This window comes from Gaiella sp., from assembly GCF_039915195.1.
Classification (GTDB): Bacteria; Actinomycetota; Thermoleophilia; order Gaiellales; family Gaiellaceae; genus Gaiella.
The window spans coordinates 1-14,436 of the sequence record NZ_JBDSNT010000115.1; the positions used below are offsets into that span (position 1 = coordinate 1).

A 14,436-nucleotide genomic window follows, 5' to 3' on the forward strand; every position below is an offset into this window, starting at 1 on the left:
ACGGCGCCGCGCGCGCTGCCGGTCGCGTGCGCTTCACGGTTGATGTGAAGCTCGCTGGGATGTTGCATGCCGCCGTGCTGCGCTCACCCGTAGCGCACGGAAAGGTGCGTTCTCTCGACCTCGCGGCCGCTCTCGCAACGCCCGGTGTTCGGGGCGTGATCGGGCCGGAGCGTGAGCTGTCGCTGACGCTGAAAGTGCCGCTCCTGGCCTCCGAGCCCACGTATGCCGGTGCGGCGATTGCCGTCGTGGCTGCCGACACGCTCGAGGCCGCCCGTGCGGGGGTTTCGGCGCTTGCACTCGATCTCGAAGTTCTCCCGCACCTCGTCGACATGCAGGAGGGGTTGAACGAGCAGCGCTTCACAAAGGACCCGACCGACGAGACGCGAGGCGACGCCGAGGCGGCTCTTGCGGCGGCAGCGGTCACGATCGAGTTTGCGTTGGACACGCCGGCGCACGTGCAGACCCCGCTCGAGCCACATGCGGCGGTCGTCTCGTGGGACGGCGACGAGCTGACGGCGTGGGTCTCGACCCAGGGCATGTTTGTCGCGCGTGAGGAGCTTGCGAAAGCGTTCGGGTTGCGCAAGGACGCCGTGCGTGTGCGGACGGAGTTCGTCGGCGGCGGCTTTGGTGCGAAGCAGGGCGCGGGCTTCGAGGCACTCGCCGCCGCCGAGCTCGCGCGAATCACGGGGTGGTCGGTGCGGCTCGTAAACGACCGCCATGCAGAGCAGCTCGACGGCGGCCGCCGTGCTGCGACGCGACAGTCGGTACGTCTCGGAGCCGACCGGAACGGCACTCTCACGGCGATCGACGCCGACGCGGTCGTCGCCCAGGGCCAGGGCGGCTGGGTCATGCCCGTCCTGATCCCCGCGCAGACGCTCTACCGCTGCGCCAACGTCCGCGCGCTGACGTTCCCGGTGAAGACGAACCTTCGCGCCCAGAACGCCTTCCGTGCGCCCGGTGTAATGGAGTGCACGGCGGCCTTCGAGCAGGCGATCGACGAACTCGCGCTTGCACTCGACATGGATCCGCTCGAGCTCCGCCGCAGGAACCACGCCGACGTCGACCAGGTGAGCGGGCTGCCGTACTCGAGCAAGCAGCTTCTCGCCTGCTACGACCGGGCAGCGGAGCTTGCGGGCTGGGCGACGCGCGACATGCTGCGCGCGCCGCAACCCGACGGCCTGCTGCGCGGCATGGGCTGTGCTACGCAGATCTGGTGGGGAGGCGGTGGGCCTCCATCTCACGCGACAGTGCGGCTCGACGCCGACGGCAACGCGACAGTGATCACGGGCATTCAGGACATCGGCACGGGCACGCTCACGAGCGCCCAGATCGTTGCCGCGGAGGAGCTCGGGCTTCCACTCTCCCACGTGCGTGTGGTGGGAGGAGACACGGGGCCGAACGTCTACGGGCCTGTCTCGGGTGGCTCGCAGACGACGCCGTCCGTGATGCCCGCCGTGCGCTCGGCGGCAGCGAAGGTGCGAACGACGTTGCTTCAGCTCGCGGGCGACGTCTTCGAGATCGCTGTCGAGGATCTCGACCTTCGCGACGGGCGCATCCGCTCGAGTGACGGTGCGATCGACGCGGAGGTCACGGAGGTGACCGAGAAACTCGGGAACGCGACGATCGACGGCTCCGGCTCGCGCGGGCCGAACCCGGACGGGTTCGTCGTCCATACGTTCGGCTGCCAGATCGCCCAGGTCTCCGTCGACGCAGGGCTCGGCGAGGTGCGGGTCGAGCGGATCGTGGCTGTCCACGACGTCGGGCGGATCGTCAATCCCCTGACGGCGTCGAGCCAGGTCGAGGGCGGTGTGCTGCAGGGGATGGCGTTCGCGCTCTCCGAGGAGTTCATCGTTGACCCGACGACGGGCGTCCCCGTCAACGCGCATCTCGACGACTACAAGATTCCGACGATCGCGGACGTGCCCGAGATCATCATCGACTACCCCCACGTCCCGGACGCAAACCTCCCGACGACGGGCACGAAGGGCCTCGGCGAGCCGCCGATCATCCCGACCGCTGCAGCGATTGCGAACGCGTTCGCGCATGCCACGGGCCGGCGCGCCGCGGCGCTGCCGCTGACCCGGGATCGGGTGCTGGAGGCGCTCGCGTGAGCGCCTACGCGAGGCCGACCTCGGTCGACGAGGCGCTCGAGCTCCTCACCGGTGAGGGCGCTACCGTACTCGCGGGCGGCACCGATCTCGCCGGGCAGATCGACCGGGGCATCACCGCACCCACACTGCTCGTCGACCTCCAGGACGCGGGCCTCGGCGGCATCGAGCGCGACGGCGACGGTCTCCGAATTGGTGCAGCAACGACGTTGGCCGATCTCGCCGCCGACGCACTCGTCACGCCCTACGGAGTCGTCGCGACCGCGGCTGGTCTTGCGGCCTCGCCTCTGCTCCGCAACCAGGGGACGGTCGGTGGCAACCTCTGCCAGCACACGCGGTGCTGGTACTACCGGGGCGAGGAGTGGACGTGCTGGCTCGGCGGCGGGGATACGTGCTTCGCCCAGATCGGGGATCATCGCAAGCACAACCTCGAGGAGGGCGACTGCATCTCGGCGCATCCCTCAGACCTCGCACCCGCGCTCGCCGTGTGTGCCGCGACCGTCGTCGTGCGCGCGCTCGAGGGGGAACGGGACATCCCGTTGCTCGACCTCTATCGGCGCCCCACGGATGACAACCGCTCACTCGTCACGCTCGCCCGAGGCGAGCTCGTCGTCGCGGTGCGCCTGCCACCGCCCCCCGATGCGTCCGTGTATCTCCGCACGGGGGAAAGGCAGGCGTTCTCGTTCCCGCTCGTCTCCGTCGCGGCGGCCCGTCACGATGACTCCCTGACGCTGGCCGCAGCTGGTGTTGCCAATATTCCGCGCGCTCTCGACCCCGCCGATCCACTCGCCGGTCTCCCCGGCCATCCGCAAAGCGCCTGGAAGCGAAAGGTGCTCGCGACGCTCGTGGAGCGGGCCGAGAAGGCGCTCGGTTCGTCCTAGCCTGCGGCTGGCGTCGTGACGGCGAGGATGTCCGCGGTGTGGATGAGCATTCGGGCCGGGCGGGCCGTGCGTTCCGACTCCTCGCGGTCATCGATCTCGCCGATCCCCTCCCAGATCTCGGCAGCGACCGAGAGCGCGCGGCGGATCAGGTCCGCGTCTGGGACGCCGTCGACGTTCGCCTCGTGGGCGGCGTTGAGTGCAAGCCCGAGCCCGCCAGCCGGGTCGGGCTGACGCATCCACAGGCGCGGGACGGCCATCGAGATGTACTGGTGGATGCGCGCGAGCGGAAGTGACAGCGTGAGCGCGTTCACGCCTCTTGGTGCTGTGAGCGTCGGGATCGGCTCGCCGTCCCGGATCGCTAGCGCTGTTCCGCCGAGCATGCCGCGGATCTCCGCGTCACTGAATCCGGAGACCGTGGCAGCTCTGAGCGCGAGGAGCAGCTGGTTCGGCCCGCGCCCGTACGGGTAGTCCGTGGCGAAGAGGATCTGCTGCGGTGCCACCTGGCGCATCAGATCGAGTAGGTCGATGACGCCCCACAGAGAGGTGTCGAAGAAGACCCCGGGGACGTGAGCGAAGTGCCCGGCGAGCCCGCCGAGGTCGGCGATGCCTGCGTGGGCGATGATCAGCCGCACGTCGGCGTAGCGGTCGACGAGTGCCGCGAGGTGATCGCCGATCGGCGGGAGGCCACGGCCCCCGTGGATCAGGATCGGGATGTCGCGCTCGACGGCGAGGGCAAACACCGCATCGAGCCGCTTGTCGCCGACCGAGAACTTCTGCGCCCGCGGGTGGAGCTTGATCCCGCGGGCACCGAGATCGAGGCAGCGGATCGCCTCCTCGATCGGTCGCTCCTCGAGATCGAGTCGCACGAACGGGACGATCCGGTCGGGCTCCGCGGCCGCGAAGGCGAGCGTGCGGTCGTTGGCCGCTGTGAAGGCCGGTACGCGGTCGGGCTCGTCGAGGCAGAACGCGAACGAGCCGGTGATCCCGAGCTGGTCGAACATCGCGAGCATCTCGTCGGGCCGTCCGCGCATCCCGTCGATGTCGTCGCCCAGGTGCGTATGGGCGTCGAAGAGCACCGTCCCGTCGGGGACATCGGCCAGAGTGCGTTGTGCAACCTCATCGAGAATCAGGTGCGCGCGCGAGAGAGCATCCATCGGTTCGAGTCTACGGGAGCGCTCCGGCAACCCGGGCGATGTGCTCTACGAACGTGGCCTCGGGCACCGATCCCACCCAGGCGAGACGCTCGTTCGCCACGATTGCGGGAACTGAGACGACGCCGTGGCGGTCGGCCGCGACGGGGAACTCGGTCGCCTCGACGGCGGCGGCGGTAATCCGCTCGCAGGCGAGGGCACAGCGGTACGCCAGCAGCACGGCCGGCGGGCAATGCGGTCAGGTTGGTGTGACGTACACCTCGAGCGCGACGTCCTGCTCGAGAGAGGCAAGCGTTTCGAGCGACGCCGGGGTGAGCGACGGCGTCGTTCGCCCCGCCTCGACGATCGCGCCGACGATCGTGGTCAGCTCGTAGCCCCAGGGCAGGCCGTGGTAGACGAGAGCGCCGGCCACCGTGGTCTTCGGCCACGGTCCCGGATCCTCCGTCTCCATCACCGTCAGGTCGATGCGGTCGGAGAGCTCGGTCAGCTGCTCGAGGAGCAGCTTCGTCTCGTCGCCGAAGTCGATCTCGCGCCCACCGGCGAGCACCGTCACCGGCGCCTCTTCCGGGCCGAGCTCGAGCAGAATCGGCACGTCCCTCACGAGGTCAGTGAAGACCTCGCGGATGGCAGCGCGCTCGTGCTCGCCGAGCGGGTTCAAGCCGAGAGAGCGGCCATCTTGTCGCCGAGGTAGGCGAGGTACGGCTGCGGGTCGATCGCGTCCGATCCGGTCAAGCGCGCGAGCGTCTCCTTCGGCGTCAGCTTTCCACCCCAGGCGTAAAGGTTGTCTCGAAGCCAGTCCGAGAGCGGGAGCAGTTCGCCGGCCGTCATCTGGTTGTCGAGATCTGGCAGCGCCTCGCGTACCTTCGACCAGATCTGCAGTGAGATCACGTTGCCGAGCGCGTAGGTCGGGAAGTACCCGATCCCGCCGCCCGACCAGTGCACGTCCTGGAGCACACCGTCGGTGTTCGACGGCACGTCGACTCCGAGGAACTCCTTCATCCGCGCGGTCCAGATCTCCGGCAGATCCTCGAGCGTGACCGTCCCTGCGATCAGCTCCTGCTCGAGTTCGAAGCGGAGGATGATGTGCAGCGAATACGTCGTCTCGTCGGCGTCGACGCGAATCAGGCCAGGCTCGGCGCGGTTGATCGCACGGACGAAGGTGTCGAGGTCGACGGAGCCGAGCTGTGTCGGGAACATCTCCTGCAGTGGCTCGTACCAATACATCCAGAAGGGGCGGCAGCGCCCGACCAGGTTCTCCCAGGTTCGGCTCTGCGACTCGTTGATCGCGAGCGACGGCGCTCCGCCGAGCGGCGTGCGCATCAACGAATCGGCGATCCCGTGGGCGTAGAGGCCGTGGCCTGCCTCGTGCAGCGTCGACCAGACCGACTCGAGGTCGTCGGGGCGGTAGCGCGTCGTCAACCGGACATCGCGATTCGAGAACGATGTGCAGAACGGGTGGGCGGTCGGGTCGAGCCGCCAGGCCCCTTCCTCGAAGCCGAGGGTTGCAACGACGCGCTCGGCGAATCGGCGCTGCACATCCGGATCAAAGTCACCGTGGAGGAAGGACGCATCGACCTCGGAAGCGTTGCGTACGAGGTCGGTCAGCACCGGGCGGAGGACGGCGAAGACATCCCGCACCTCGGTCGTCGTCATTCCCGGCTCGTAGTCGTCGAGGAGTGCGGTATACGGCTCGTCCGCGGGCTCGAAGCACTCGATGTAGCGGCGCTTCAGCTCGACGTTGGCGCGGAGGTACGGCAGGAAGGAGTCGAAGTCGTCGTTCTTCCGGGCCTCGACCCAGGCGTGATGCCCGCTCGCGGCTGCGCGCGTCATCTCGACGCGCAGCTCGGTCGGCACCCGGCGCGCCTTGTCCCAGTCGCGTCGTGTGATCCGGATCAGGCTTGCGTCCTCGGAGTCGTAGGGCAGCGATTCCTCGAGTGGAGCGAGGCGATCGAGCAGGCGGCCGATCTCGGGGTCCGTGAAGCGGTCGTGGATGATCCGGCCAAGCGTCGCGAGTGAGTCGGCGCGCGAGGGCGTGCCGAGCGGCGGCATCGACACGCGCTGCTCCCAGCCGAGGACTCCGGCGGCGCGGCCGAGATCCGAGATCTCGGCGAGGCGTTCGCGCAGGGAGCCGAGATCGTCCATTGCGGGAACTTACCGAAGCCGGGGGTCAGAGTGCTTGCATAGGATCTGCCCATGACCGACGTGCTGATCATCGGAGACACGTTTCGCTCACCGGAGCTGCGCAACGAGATCCCGCTGGCCGTCCCCGATCCCTTCGTCTATCTCGAGCACGACGGGCACAAGCATGTCTACGTCGGCTCGATGGAAGCGGCGCGTATTCGCGGCCTCGGCCTCGAGCTCACGGTGCACACGCTCGAGGAGATCGGGATCGACGAGCTCCGCGCTCAGGGCTTCGGCTACTACGAGCTCTCACGCGAGTGGGTCGCCCGCTCCTGCCTGCACGTCGGCCTGACGAGCGCCGTTGTTCCGCACACGTTCCCGGCCGGCCATCTCGACCGCATTCGTCAGGAGGGGATCGTGCTGAGCGTTGATCAGCCGACGTTCGACGCGAGGCGTCGCGTCAAGTCTGCGCCGCAGCTCGAGGGGATCCGGCGTGCACAGCGCGCCGCAGAGGCGGGTCTCACGACCGGCATCGCCCTCCTGCGGAGCGCCTCCAACAACGACGGCACGCTCTGGCTCGACGGCAAGGCGCTCACGGTCGAGCGCGTCAAGCGGGCGATGGGCGTGACGTTCGCCGAGAACGGCTGTACGGCCGAGGAGTTCGTCGTCGCTCCGGGGCCACAGGGCGCGGCCGGGCACGACATGGGTCACGGGCCGATCCCGTTCGGTGTACCTGTCGTCTTCGACCTCTGGCCACGGGACGATGCGTCCTCGTGCTTCGCGGACATGACCCGCACGATCGTCGTCGGCCCAGCCTCGGATCAGGTGCGCGAGTGGCATCGCGTTACACGCGAGGCGCTCGCCGTCGCAACCGCCTTCGTCCGTGCAGGCGTCGAATGTCGAGACGTCTTCGACGTGGTCTGCGACGTCTACGAGGCGGCGGGTTACCCGACCCAGCGCACGAAGGAAGCCGGCCAGGTGTTGAACAGCGGCTTCTTCCATGGCCTCGGCCACGGTGTCGGGCTCGAGGTGCACGAGGGTCCGTCCATCGGCCTTCTGGCCGCCGGGCCGCTGCTTGCAGGCGACGTGATCACGCTCGAGCCAGGCGCCTACGACCCGGCGATCGGTGGCGTGCGGCTGGAGGACATCGTGCTCGTTACCGAGGACGGCTGTGAGCTCTTGACGGATTTCCCGTACGATCTAGAGGTCTAGACCAATGAGCGATCACACAATCGAGACGCTGTCCGACGAGGAACGCCGCTTTCCGCCCACCGAGGCGTTTGCAATGCAAGCGAACGCGCGCGCTGATGTCTACGACGAGCCGTTCGAGGCGTTCTGGGAGCGGAACGGCAGACACCAGGTGACGTGGTTCGAGCCGTTCACCGAGCTCTACCGGTGGGAGCTGCCCTACGCCGAGTGGTATCTGGGCGGCAAGCTGAACGTGGCCTACAACTGCGTCGACCGTCACGTCGAGGCGGGACGCGGCGACAGGGTGGCCTACCACTGGGAGGGCGAGCCCGCCGGCGAGACGCGGACGATCACGTATGGCGAGCTCCAGCGCGACGTCGTTCGCATGGCCAACGCGCTGAAGGAGATCGGCGTCGGCAGGGGTACGGCTGTCGCGATCTACATGGGGATGGTGCCGGAGCTCGCCGTCGCGATGCTTGCGTGCACGAGGCTCGGCGCGCCGCACACGGTCGTCTTCGGTGGCTTCTCGGCCGATTCGCTGTCGGATCGCATGAACAACATGGGCTGCGAGGTGCTGATCACGCAGGACGAGGCTTGGCGTCGAGGGAAGCCGGTGCCCCTGAAGGTCGTCGCCGACGAGGCGATGAGTGCTGCGCCCGGCGTTCGAGCCTCGCTCGTCGTTCGCCGAACCGGGAACTCCGTGCCGATGACGGAGGGTCGTGACCGCTGGTACCACGAGCTCGAGGTTTCGGACGATCCCGCGTCGTGTCCATGTGAGCCGATGGACAGCGAGGATCTTCTGTTCCTGATGTACACGTCGGGCACGACCGCCAGCCCGAAGGGAATTGTCCACACGACGGCGGGCTACCTCGTCGGAGTCGCAACGACGCACTCGCTGATCTTCGATCTCAAGCCCGAAAGCGACGTGTACTGGTGCGCGGCCGACATCGGTTGGATCACCGGGCACAGCTACATCGTGTACGGCCCGCTCTGCAACGGAGCGACGTCGGTGATGTATGAGGGGACGCCGGACTACCCGAACCACGAGCGTTGGTGGGAGATCATCGAGCGCTACGGGGTCACGATCCTTTACACCGCGCCCACCGCGATCCGCGCGCACATGAAGTGGGGTCACGAGCACGCGGAGGCACACGATCTCGCCTCGCTGCGGCTGCTCGGCTCGGTGGGCGAGCCCATCAACCCCGAGGCGTGGATGTGGTACCACCGGCACATCGGCGGTGAGCGCTGCCCGATCGTCGATACCTGGTGGCAGACCGAGACCGGGATGGTGCTGATCACGCCGCTACCCGGCGTGACGACGACGAAACCCGGCTCCGCAACGCGACCGTTCCCCGGTGTCGAGGCAGCGATCCTGAACGAGGAGGGCGAGCGGGTCGCCCGTGGCGGCGGCTACCTGGTGCTCGAGAAGCCGTGGCCGGCGATGACGCGTGGGATCTTCGGTGACGACGCCCGTTTTCGGGAGACGTACTGGTCGCGGTTTCCCGGTCACTACTTCGCGGGCGACGGCGCGCGCATCGACGCGGACGGTGACTTCTGGCTGCTCGGGCGCGTCGACGACGTGATGAACGTGTCGGGCCACCGTCTCTCGACGATCGAGGTGGAGTCGGCGCTCGTCGACCATCCGAAGGTCGCCGAGGCGGCCGTGTGCGGGCGTGCCGACGCCACGACGGGGCAGGCGATCGTCGCCTACGTGACGTTGAAGGGCAACGAAGGACCGTCGGTCGAGATGCTCGAGGAGCTGCGCAACCACGTTGCACACAAGATCGGGGCGATCGCGAAGCCGGCCAACATCGTCTTCACGCCCGAGCTGCCGAAGACGCGTTCGGGCAAGATCATGCGCAGGCTGCTCCGCGATGTGGCAGAGAACCGCTCGCTCGGCGACACGACGACGCTCGCCGATCCTTCGGTCGTCTCGGAGCTCGCGTCGCGCGCCGCCGAGGCTCCAACCGAAGACTGAGCCAGTCTTAGGTCGCGAGCAGCCGTTCGAACCGCTCGGCGTCGTCGAACGGGCCAACGACTGCGAGCTTGAGCTGCCCACCGACGACGTCCCGCGCAACGCGCTGGATGTCCTCTGCGGTGACGGCGTCTAGGCCGGCGAGAATGGCCTCGGGCTCCTCCGCGCTCCCCTGCAGCACCTCGCGGCGGAGGCCGAACATGATCGTTCCGTGCGGGCTCTCGAGGCTGAGGACGAACCGGCCCTTGGCGAACGCGCGGGCCTTCTCGAACTCGGCCGCCGGGACGGGCTCCTCGGCGATCAGGTGAAGCTCGTGCGCGATCGTCTTCACCGCATCGTCGATGCGGTCGATGTCGACCCCCGCCTGCGCGTACAGCGAGCCGGCGTCGACGTAGCTCGAGTTGGTGCCGAAGACGTAGTAGGCGAGCCCGCGGCGCTCGCGCACCTCGGTGAAGAGACGCGATGACATGCCGCCGCCGAGCACGGTTGCGAGCAGCTGGAGGACGTAGCGGTCGGGATGCCCGAGTGGATAGCTGCGGGCGCCGAGGACGATGTGCGCCTGGTCCGACTGCTTTGTGTGCACCTTGACCGTCTGTCCGGTCGCAGGGATCACGGCAGGCTCAGGCATTCCCGTCTCTCGCGGCTCGATCGATCCGAGGAGCTCCTCGAGGCGCTCGGTCAGGCCGTCGCCGATCTTCCCACCGAGGCCGACAACCATGCGTTCCGGCCGGTACCAACGGTCGATGAAGGACGTAAACGTCTCGCGCGTCGCCGCGCGGACGGACTCCTTCGTGCCGATGATGTCACGGCCGAGCGGCTGGTCGCCGTAGAGGAGGCTCTCGTAGACGCCGCCGATGAAGTCGCGTGGGGTGTCGTGGTACATGTTCATCTCCTCGACGATGACGCCCTTCTCGCGCTCGATCTCGTCGGCGTCGAACCGCGAGTTGCGCAGCATGTCGACGAGCACATCGAGCGCGACATCACGCGTTCCCGCTGCGCACTTGACGTAGTAGCCCGTGTACTCCTTGCCGGTGAACGCGTTGAACTCGCCGCCGATTCCGTCGATCTCCGTGGCGATGTCGCGCGCCGTCGGGCGGCGCTCGGTTCCCTTGAAGAACATGTGCTCGGCGAAGTGGGCGATGCCGCCGATCTCAGCCGCCTCGTAGCGGGCACCTGCGGCGAACATGACGAAGCAGGAGACGGACTGCGCCTGCGGCATGGGTGCTGTCAGCACGCGGATGCCGTTGGAGAGCCTGGTGCGTTCGAAGACGGCCATTGCGCCATGGTAGATACGGCGAGTCGGCTGACGTGGGATCATGGTGCGCGATGCGGACAATCGTCGACACCGTGCCGACCGGGCTCCTCGTACTCCTCGTCATTGGGAGCATCGTGGGGGTGGTTCTTCTGGGTGCTCTCGCAATGCGCCGCTTCGCCCCGGCGACTCGCGAGGAATTCGATGCGTTCAGGCAGGGCGCCCTCGCTCCGCGCCTCGAGGAGTCGAGATGACCCACTCCGAGGCGCTCACCGTGCTCCGGAGCGTCATCGACTCGGCGGCCGGGCCCGTGTCTGTCGTTGTCGTCGACACGCACGGCGAGGTCATCGCATCGGTTGCGATGACCGGCGCGGCGCGGGATACCTACCTCAATGCGCACCGCAAGGCATACACGGCGGCGCGCAGCGACGCCTACACGACGCGCCAGCTCGCCGAGAAGGTCGGCGCCACACCGACCGAGCTCGCGAGCTTCGATCCGTTCTTCAGCTTCTTCCTGGGTGGGGTGGCGGCGTTCCGTGAGGGTGAGCGGGTCGGAGCAGTTGGTGTGAGCGGGCTTCCCGGTCACGTCGACGAGGCGCTCGCGATCGCCTCGATCCGCGCCACAGGGCTCGAGGCTCCTGCTCCCTGACGATCAGGCACGGGCGACGAGCGAGCGCAGCTTCTTCCGCTCGGCGGGCAGGTAGAAGCCGACGGGCAAGAGCGCGACCGGGTAGAGGAGGATCAGGCCGACGCAGAGAGCAAGGCCGGCTCCGACGACCTTGCCCAGGGTCGCGAGGGCGATCCCGACTGCGGCCGCGGTGAGAACGCGTCGCCACTGGTACGGGCAGGGGAAGATGCGCTGCGCCCACCAGGCCATGCCGGCGAACATGACGGTGTAGGCGGCCACGGTTGCGGCAGCCGCGCCCATCATTCCGTAGATCGGAATCAGCGTGAGGTTGAGCGTCACGTTGACTGCCGCCGCTGCGCCGGTGATCACCCAGTTGAACTGCGTGCGCTTGGCCCGCCCGATGCCGATCGAGATGACGATGAACCCCGCGAACGAGACCGCAGCGAACGCGAGCGGCCCGACCACGCGAGAGGCGCTCGAGAACTCCGGATCCGTGAGCCAGTCGACGAGCCAGGGTGAGAGCAGCGCGAGAGCAGTCGCGACCCAGGTGGAAAGGACGACGAGGTACGTGAGGACCCAGGCATACGTTCGCTTCGCCTCCTCGTCGCTCTCGATCGAGAAAGCGAACGCCGGCCAGGCGGTGCGGAACGCTGTCAGGACGAGCACCATCGCCGACGCCACGCGCACACCGACCGAGTACAGCCCGACCTCGCCCGTGTCGGTGAGCTTGACGAGGAAGAAGCGGTCGCTGAAGTTCGTCGTCCAGAGAAAGAGGGCTGACGGAACGAGCGGCATCCCGAAGTGGTTCATCCTGCGGAGCAGCCCCCTGTCCATCTGGAGCCCGAGTTGCTCACGCCGGTAGCCGAGGAGCGCCAGGTAGACGATGAGCGTGCCGGTGAAGTTGCCGACGATGACGCCGAGAGGGCCCTTCTCGAGGACGACGACGAGAAGTACCGTGCCGCCGATAGTGAGAACGACGTTCGTGAGGCTCGCGATCACGAACGCGACCGGTCGCTCCTCTACGCGGAAGAGCGACGTCATCTGCTCGTAGTTCATGTTGGCCCAGAGCGCGACTGCGCTTGCGCGAACGAGGTTCGCCGACTCGGGGTGACCGAAGAGCAGGTCGGAGATCGGTGCCGCGAGCGCGACGACCAGCACGAGCCCGAGCGTCGCCATCGTCATCGTGAACCAGAACGACGTGCGGAGGACGAGCCTCCGGCCGTTGTGGTCGTCCGCGTCGAAGTAGAAGCGGAAGAAGGCCGACGAGATGCCGAAGCGGAGGATGATCGTCAGGACCGTGACGAGCGCGATCAGCGTCTCGATCTCGCCGTAGTCACCCTTCGAGAGGTACCGCGTGTAGAGCGGCAGCAGGAGGACGGCGAGGATCCGCGATACGAGGCCGCCGAGGCCGTAGATCGCAGACTGCTTGCCGAGCCGACTGAGCTGGCCGGAGAGCGCCATCAGAGCCGAGCGTAGACGTCGAGGAGGCGGTCGGTGACCCGCTCCTGGTCGTGGACGAGCTCGACGTAGGCTCGCGACGCCTCGCCGAGACGTCGTCGCTCGGCCGCGTCGGCGACGAGTGGGCGCAGCTTCTCGCGGAGGGTCTCGGCAGTTGCGGAAACGATCGGCACGGTTGTCCCGAACGCCTCTTCGGTTCGCCGAACGGCGTCCTCATGGAGAAACGTGACGACGGGCTTGCCGAGCGCCATGCACTCGATCGCGAAGAGCCCGTACCACCCCGCGTTGAGCTGGTCGACAACGATGTCGGCGTTCCGAAAGCGCTCGAAGGCCTCCTCATGGTGGAGTCCTTCGACGATCTCGAGGTCGGCATCGAGTCCTTCGACAGCGGCGATCACGTGCTCGGTTCCCTTGCGGTCGCGCGACGATGGCGCGTGGAGGACGACCGGGCGCGCTCGATCCGAGGGAGGGGCGGGGACGAGGTTCCTGAGGTCGATGCCCGGCGGGATCACGCTTGCCTCAGGGACCCAGCGGATCGCGTCGTAGCTCCCGACGATCTCCGCGCCTGCCTTCTTGCCGGAGGCGAGCTCCTCGGGCGTCTTGCCGCGAATGTCGGAGCCCAGGTAGTGCATGACGGACTTCCGGCGTGTCGTGCGGAGGATCGGGAACTGCAGCGACTGCGGGACGAGCGTCAGCCCGAAGATGAAGTGGAAGACGTCCGTCCGGGGCAGCAAGCGGGCGAGCGCGGCCCACTGCGTCGCCTGCCGCCGGGCGAAGCCTCCGGAGCGATCGAGGGAGACGTCGGCCTCCGGGTGGAGGCCGTATCGCTCGAAGACGACGAGCTTCGCATCGACGCCGCGTCGTCGGAGCGCCTGCGCGAGCGTCCAGGGGACGCCCGCCGTGTTGACCGGGCAGAGCGTGACGCGCAGCGGACGGCCGGATCTCGTCAAAGCACGGGCGGTTCCCGGTTCGCGCTCCCCCTCGTCGTCGGCGTCGCTGTGCAGTAACTGGCTCACAAGCGGCGCACTCCCGACACTGACACGGCACACCTGGCGCGATACCGTGCCTGTGCCTTGCCCCTGGGCGGGCGGGGGCTAGGGATGGGCGGCACGGCCGGGCCTCCCCCGATCAGTCATCCCACTCGAGCTGGTCGAAGTACCGCAGCGCTACCCGTCCCGGGCGGACCCGCTCCCGCAGCGCGATGAGCTCCTCCGGCGAGATCTCACCGAGAGCGCGTTTGACCCCCAGGTACGGAATGTTGAGATCCTCCTGGTAGACGATCGTCGAGATCCGCGGGTTGATCTCGATCACGTGCTCGCCCACGAGCTGGATGTTGAAGAAGTGCTCGATCCCGAGCTCGGCGACGAGCTTGTCCGCCGTCTCCATCAGCTCATCGTCCGCGAGCGTGACAAAGTACATCGCAAGCCCGGCGCGCATCGCTTCCCGCGTCTTCGGGTGGCCGAGAACGACTCGCTTGCCGTCGGCGATCCCGTCGATCGTTCGTTCGCCGCCGGTTGCGAGCTCCATCACGAGCAGGTCGGGCCCGCCCTCGTCGGGAAGGAGTTCGACCGCCTCCTCGAGCCTCATCGCGACCGCGCCGGGCCGCTCGTGCAGGAGCTGGTGGGCGCGGTCGACGGTCGGGTCGAGGATCCGAAAGCCGCGCGAGCCGGACGA

General features: G+C 68.0%; 13 protein-coding genes and 1 pseudogene. 6 read left to right on the forward strand and 8 right to left on the reverse strand.

The genetic code is table 11. The features are described 5' to 3' along the window. Both ABIR74_RS11335 and ABIR74_RS11340 read left to right on the forward strand, forming a co-directional pair. On the forward strand, positions 1–2,111 hold a 2,111-nt coding region (locus ABIR74_RS11335; protein WP_348178157.1), incomplete at its 5' end, for a xanthine dehydrogenase family protein molybdopterin-binding subunit. Further along, positions 2,108–2,989, forward strand: a complete 882-nt coding sequence (locus tag ABIR74_RS11340) for an FAD binding domain-containing protein (RefSeq protein ID WP_348178159.1) — start codon at positions 2,108–2,110, stop codon at positions 2,987–2,989. The genes ABIR74_RS11335 and ABIR74_RS11340, both read left to right, overlap by 4 nt. Here the strand turns inward: ABIR74_RS11340 and ABIR74_RS11345 are convergent. The 4 genes and pseudogenes from ABIR74_RS11345 to ABIR74_RS11360 form a co-directional block, all read right to left on the reverse strand. Continuing rightward, a complete protein-coding gene (locus ABIR74_RS11345) occupies positions 2,986–4,143 on the reverse strand; it encodes an amidohydrolase family protein (protein ID WP_348178161.1) in 1,158 nt (385 codons plus the stop codon). The two genes, ABIR74_RS11340 and ABIR74_RS11345, sit on opposite strands and share 4 nt — an antisense overlap. 10 nt (positions 4,144–4,153) lie before the next feature. Continuing rightward, positions 4,154–4,366, reverse strand: a pseudogene (locus tag ABIR74_RS11350) (thioredoxin family protein); the annotation flags it as partial. Positions 4,367–4,378: 12 nt separating this feature from the next. Then, complete coding sequence (locus tag ABIR74_RS11355; RefSeq protein ID WP_348178163.1) at positions 4,379–4,798, reverse strand: hypothetical protein; 420 nt, start codon at positions 4,796–4,798, stop codon at positions 4,379–4,381. Then, a complete protein-coding gene (locus ABIR74_RS11360) occupies positions 4,795–6,282 on the reverse strand; it encodes a carboxypeptidase M32 (RefSeq protein WP_348178165.1) in 1,488 nt (495 codons plus the stop codon). Before ABIR74_RS11360 ends, ABIR74_RS11355 begins: the two co-directional genes overlap by 4 nt. Positions 6,283–6,333: 51 nt before the next feature. Between ABIR74_RS11360 and ABIR74_RS11365 the strand changes: the two genes are divergently transcribed. Next, positions 6,334–7,473 carry a Xaa-Pro peptidase family protein gene (locus ABIR74_RS11365; RefSeq protein ID WP_348178167.1) on the forward strand — a complete coding sequence of 380 codons (1,140 nt, stop codon included), beginning with the start codon at positions 6,334–6,336 and terminating at the stop codon, positions 7,471–7,473. 4 nt (positions 7,474–7,477) lie between these two features. Next, positions 7,478–9,427: an acetate--CoA ligase gene (gene acs, locus ABIR74_RS11370; RefSeq protein WP_348178169.1), complete on the forward strand. Its 1,950-nt coding sequence runs from the start codon at positions 7,478–7,480 to the stop codon at positions 9,425–9,427. Positions 9,428–9,434: 7 nt separating this feature from the next. Here the strand turns inward: acs and ABIR74_RS11375 are convergent, their stop codons facing one another. Further along, positions 9,435–10,700, reverse strand: a complete 1,266-nt coding sequence (locus tag ABIR74_RS11375; RefSeq protein ID WP_348178171.1) for a pitrilysin family protein — start codon at positions 10,698–10,700, stop codon at positions 9,435–9,437. A 50-nt stretch (positions 10,701–10,750) separates the two neighbouring features. On the opposite strand from ABIR74_RS11375, the gene ABIR74_RS11380 reads away from it, so the two are divergent. Continuing rightward, positions 10,751–10,930 (forward strand): hypothetical protein, encoded by a 180-nt coding sequence (locus ABIR74_RS11380; RefSeq protein WP_348178173.1) that lies wholly within the window; start codon positions 10,751–10,753, stop codon positions 10,928–10,930. Next, a complete protein-coding gene (locus ABIR74_RS11385; protein WP_348178175.1) occupies positions 10,927–11,325 on the forward strand; it encodes a heme-binding protein in 399 nt (132 codons plus the stop codon). Before ABIR74_RS11380 ends, ABIR74_RS11385 begins: the two co-directional genes overlap by 4 nt. Positions 11,326–11,328: 3 nt before the next feature. Here ABIR74_RS11385 and ABIR74_RS11390 read toward each other — a convergent pair whose 3' ends face one another. The 3 genes from ABIR74_RS11390 to ABIR74_RS11400 all read right to left on the reverse strand — a co-directional run. Beyond that, complete coding sequence (locus ABIR74_RS11390; RefSeq protein WP_348178177.1) at positions 11,329–12,765, reverse strand: oligosaccharide flippase family protein; 1,437 nt, start codon at positions 12,763–12,765, stop codon at positions 11,329–11,331. Next, the gene (locus ABIR74_RS11395; RefSeq protein ID WP_348178179.1) at positions 12,765–13,778 is read right to left on the reverse strand and encodes a hypothetical protein; all 1,014 of its coding nucleotides are present in this window, start codon (positions 13,776–13,778) and stop codon (positions 12,765–12,767) included. Before ABIR74_RS11395 ends, ABIR74_RS11390 begins: the two co-directional genes overlap by 1 nt. Before the next feature lie 112 nt (positions 13,779–13,890). Then, a partial coding sequence (locus ABIR74_RS11400; RefSeq protein ID WP_348178181.1) for an ATP-grasp domain-containing protein occupies positions 13,891–14,436 on the reverse strand: 546 nt, incomplete at its 5' end.

Bases quoted from the DNA above. Each gene is read 5' to 3' on its own strand.
- ABIR74_RS11345 (WP_348178161.1), bottom strand. From the start codon at position 4,143: ATGGATGCTCTCTCGCGCGCGCACCTGATTCTCGATGAGGTTGCACAA.
- ABIR74_RS11360 (WP_348178165.1), bottom strand. From the start codon at position 6,282: ATGGACGATCTCGGCTCCCTGCGCGAACGCCTCGCCGAGATCTCGGAT.
- ABIR74_RS11365 (WP_348178167.1), top strand. From the start codon at position 6,334: ATGACCGACGTGCTGATCATCGGAGACACGTTTCGCTCACCGGAGCTG.
- acs (WP_348178169.1), top strand. From the start codon at position 7,478: ATGAGCGATCACACAATCGAGACGCTGTCCGACGAGGAACGCCGCTTT.
- ABIR74_RS11375 (WP_348178171.1), bottom strand. From the start codon at position 10,700: ATGGCCGTCTTCGAACGCACCAGGCTCTCCAACGGCATCCGCGTGCTG.
- ABIR74_RS11380 (WP_348178173.1), top strand. From the start codon at position 10,751: ATGCGGACAATCGTCGACACCGTGCCGACCGGGCTCCTCGTACTCCTC.
- ABIR74_RS11385 (WP_348178175.1), top strand. From the start codon at position 10,927: ATGACCCACTCCGAGGCGCTCACCGTGCTCCGGAGCGTCATCGACTCG.
- ABIR74_RS11390 (WP_348178177.1), bottom strand. From the start codon at position 12,765: ATGGCGCTCTCCGGCCAGCTCAGTCGGCTCGGCAAGCAGTCTGCGATC.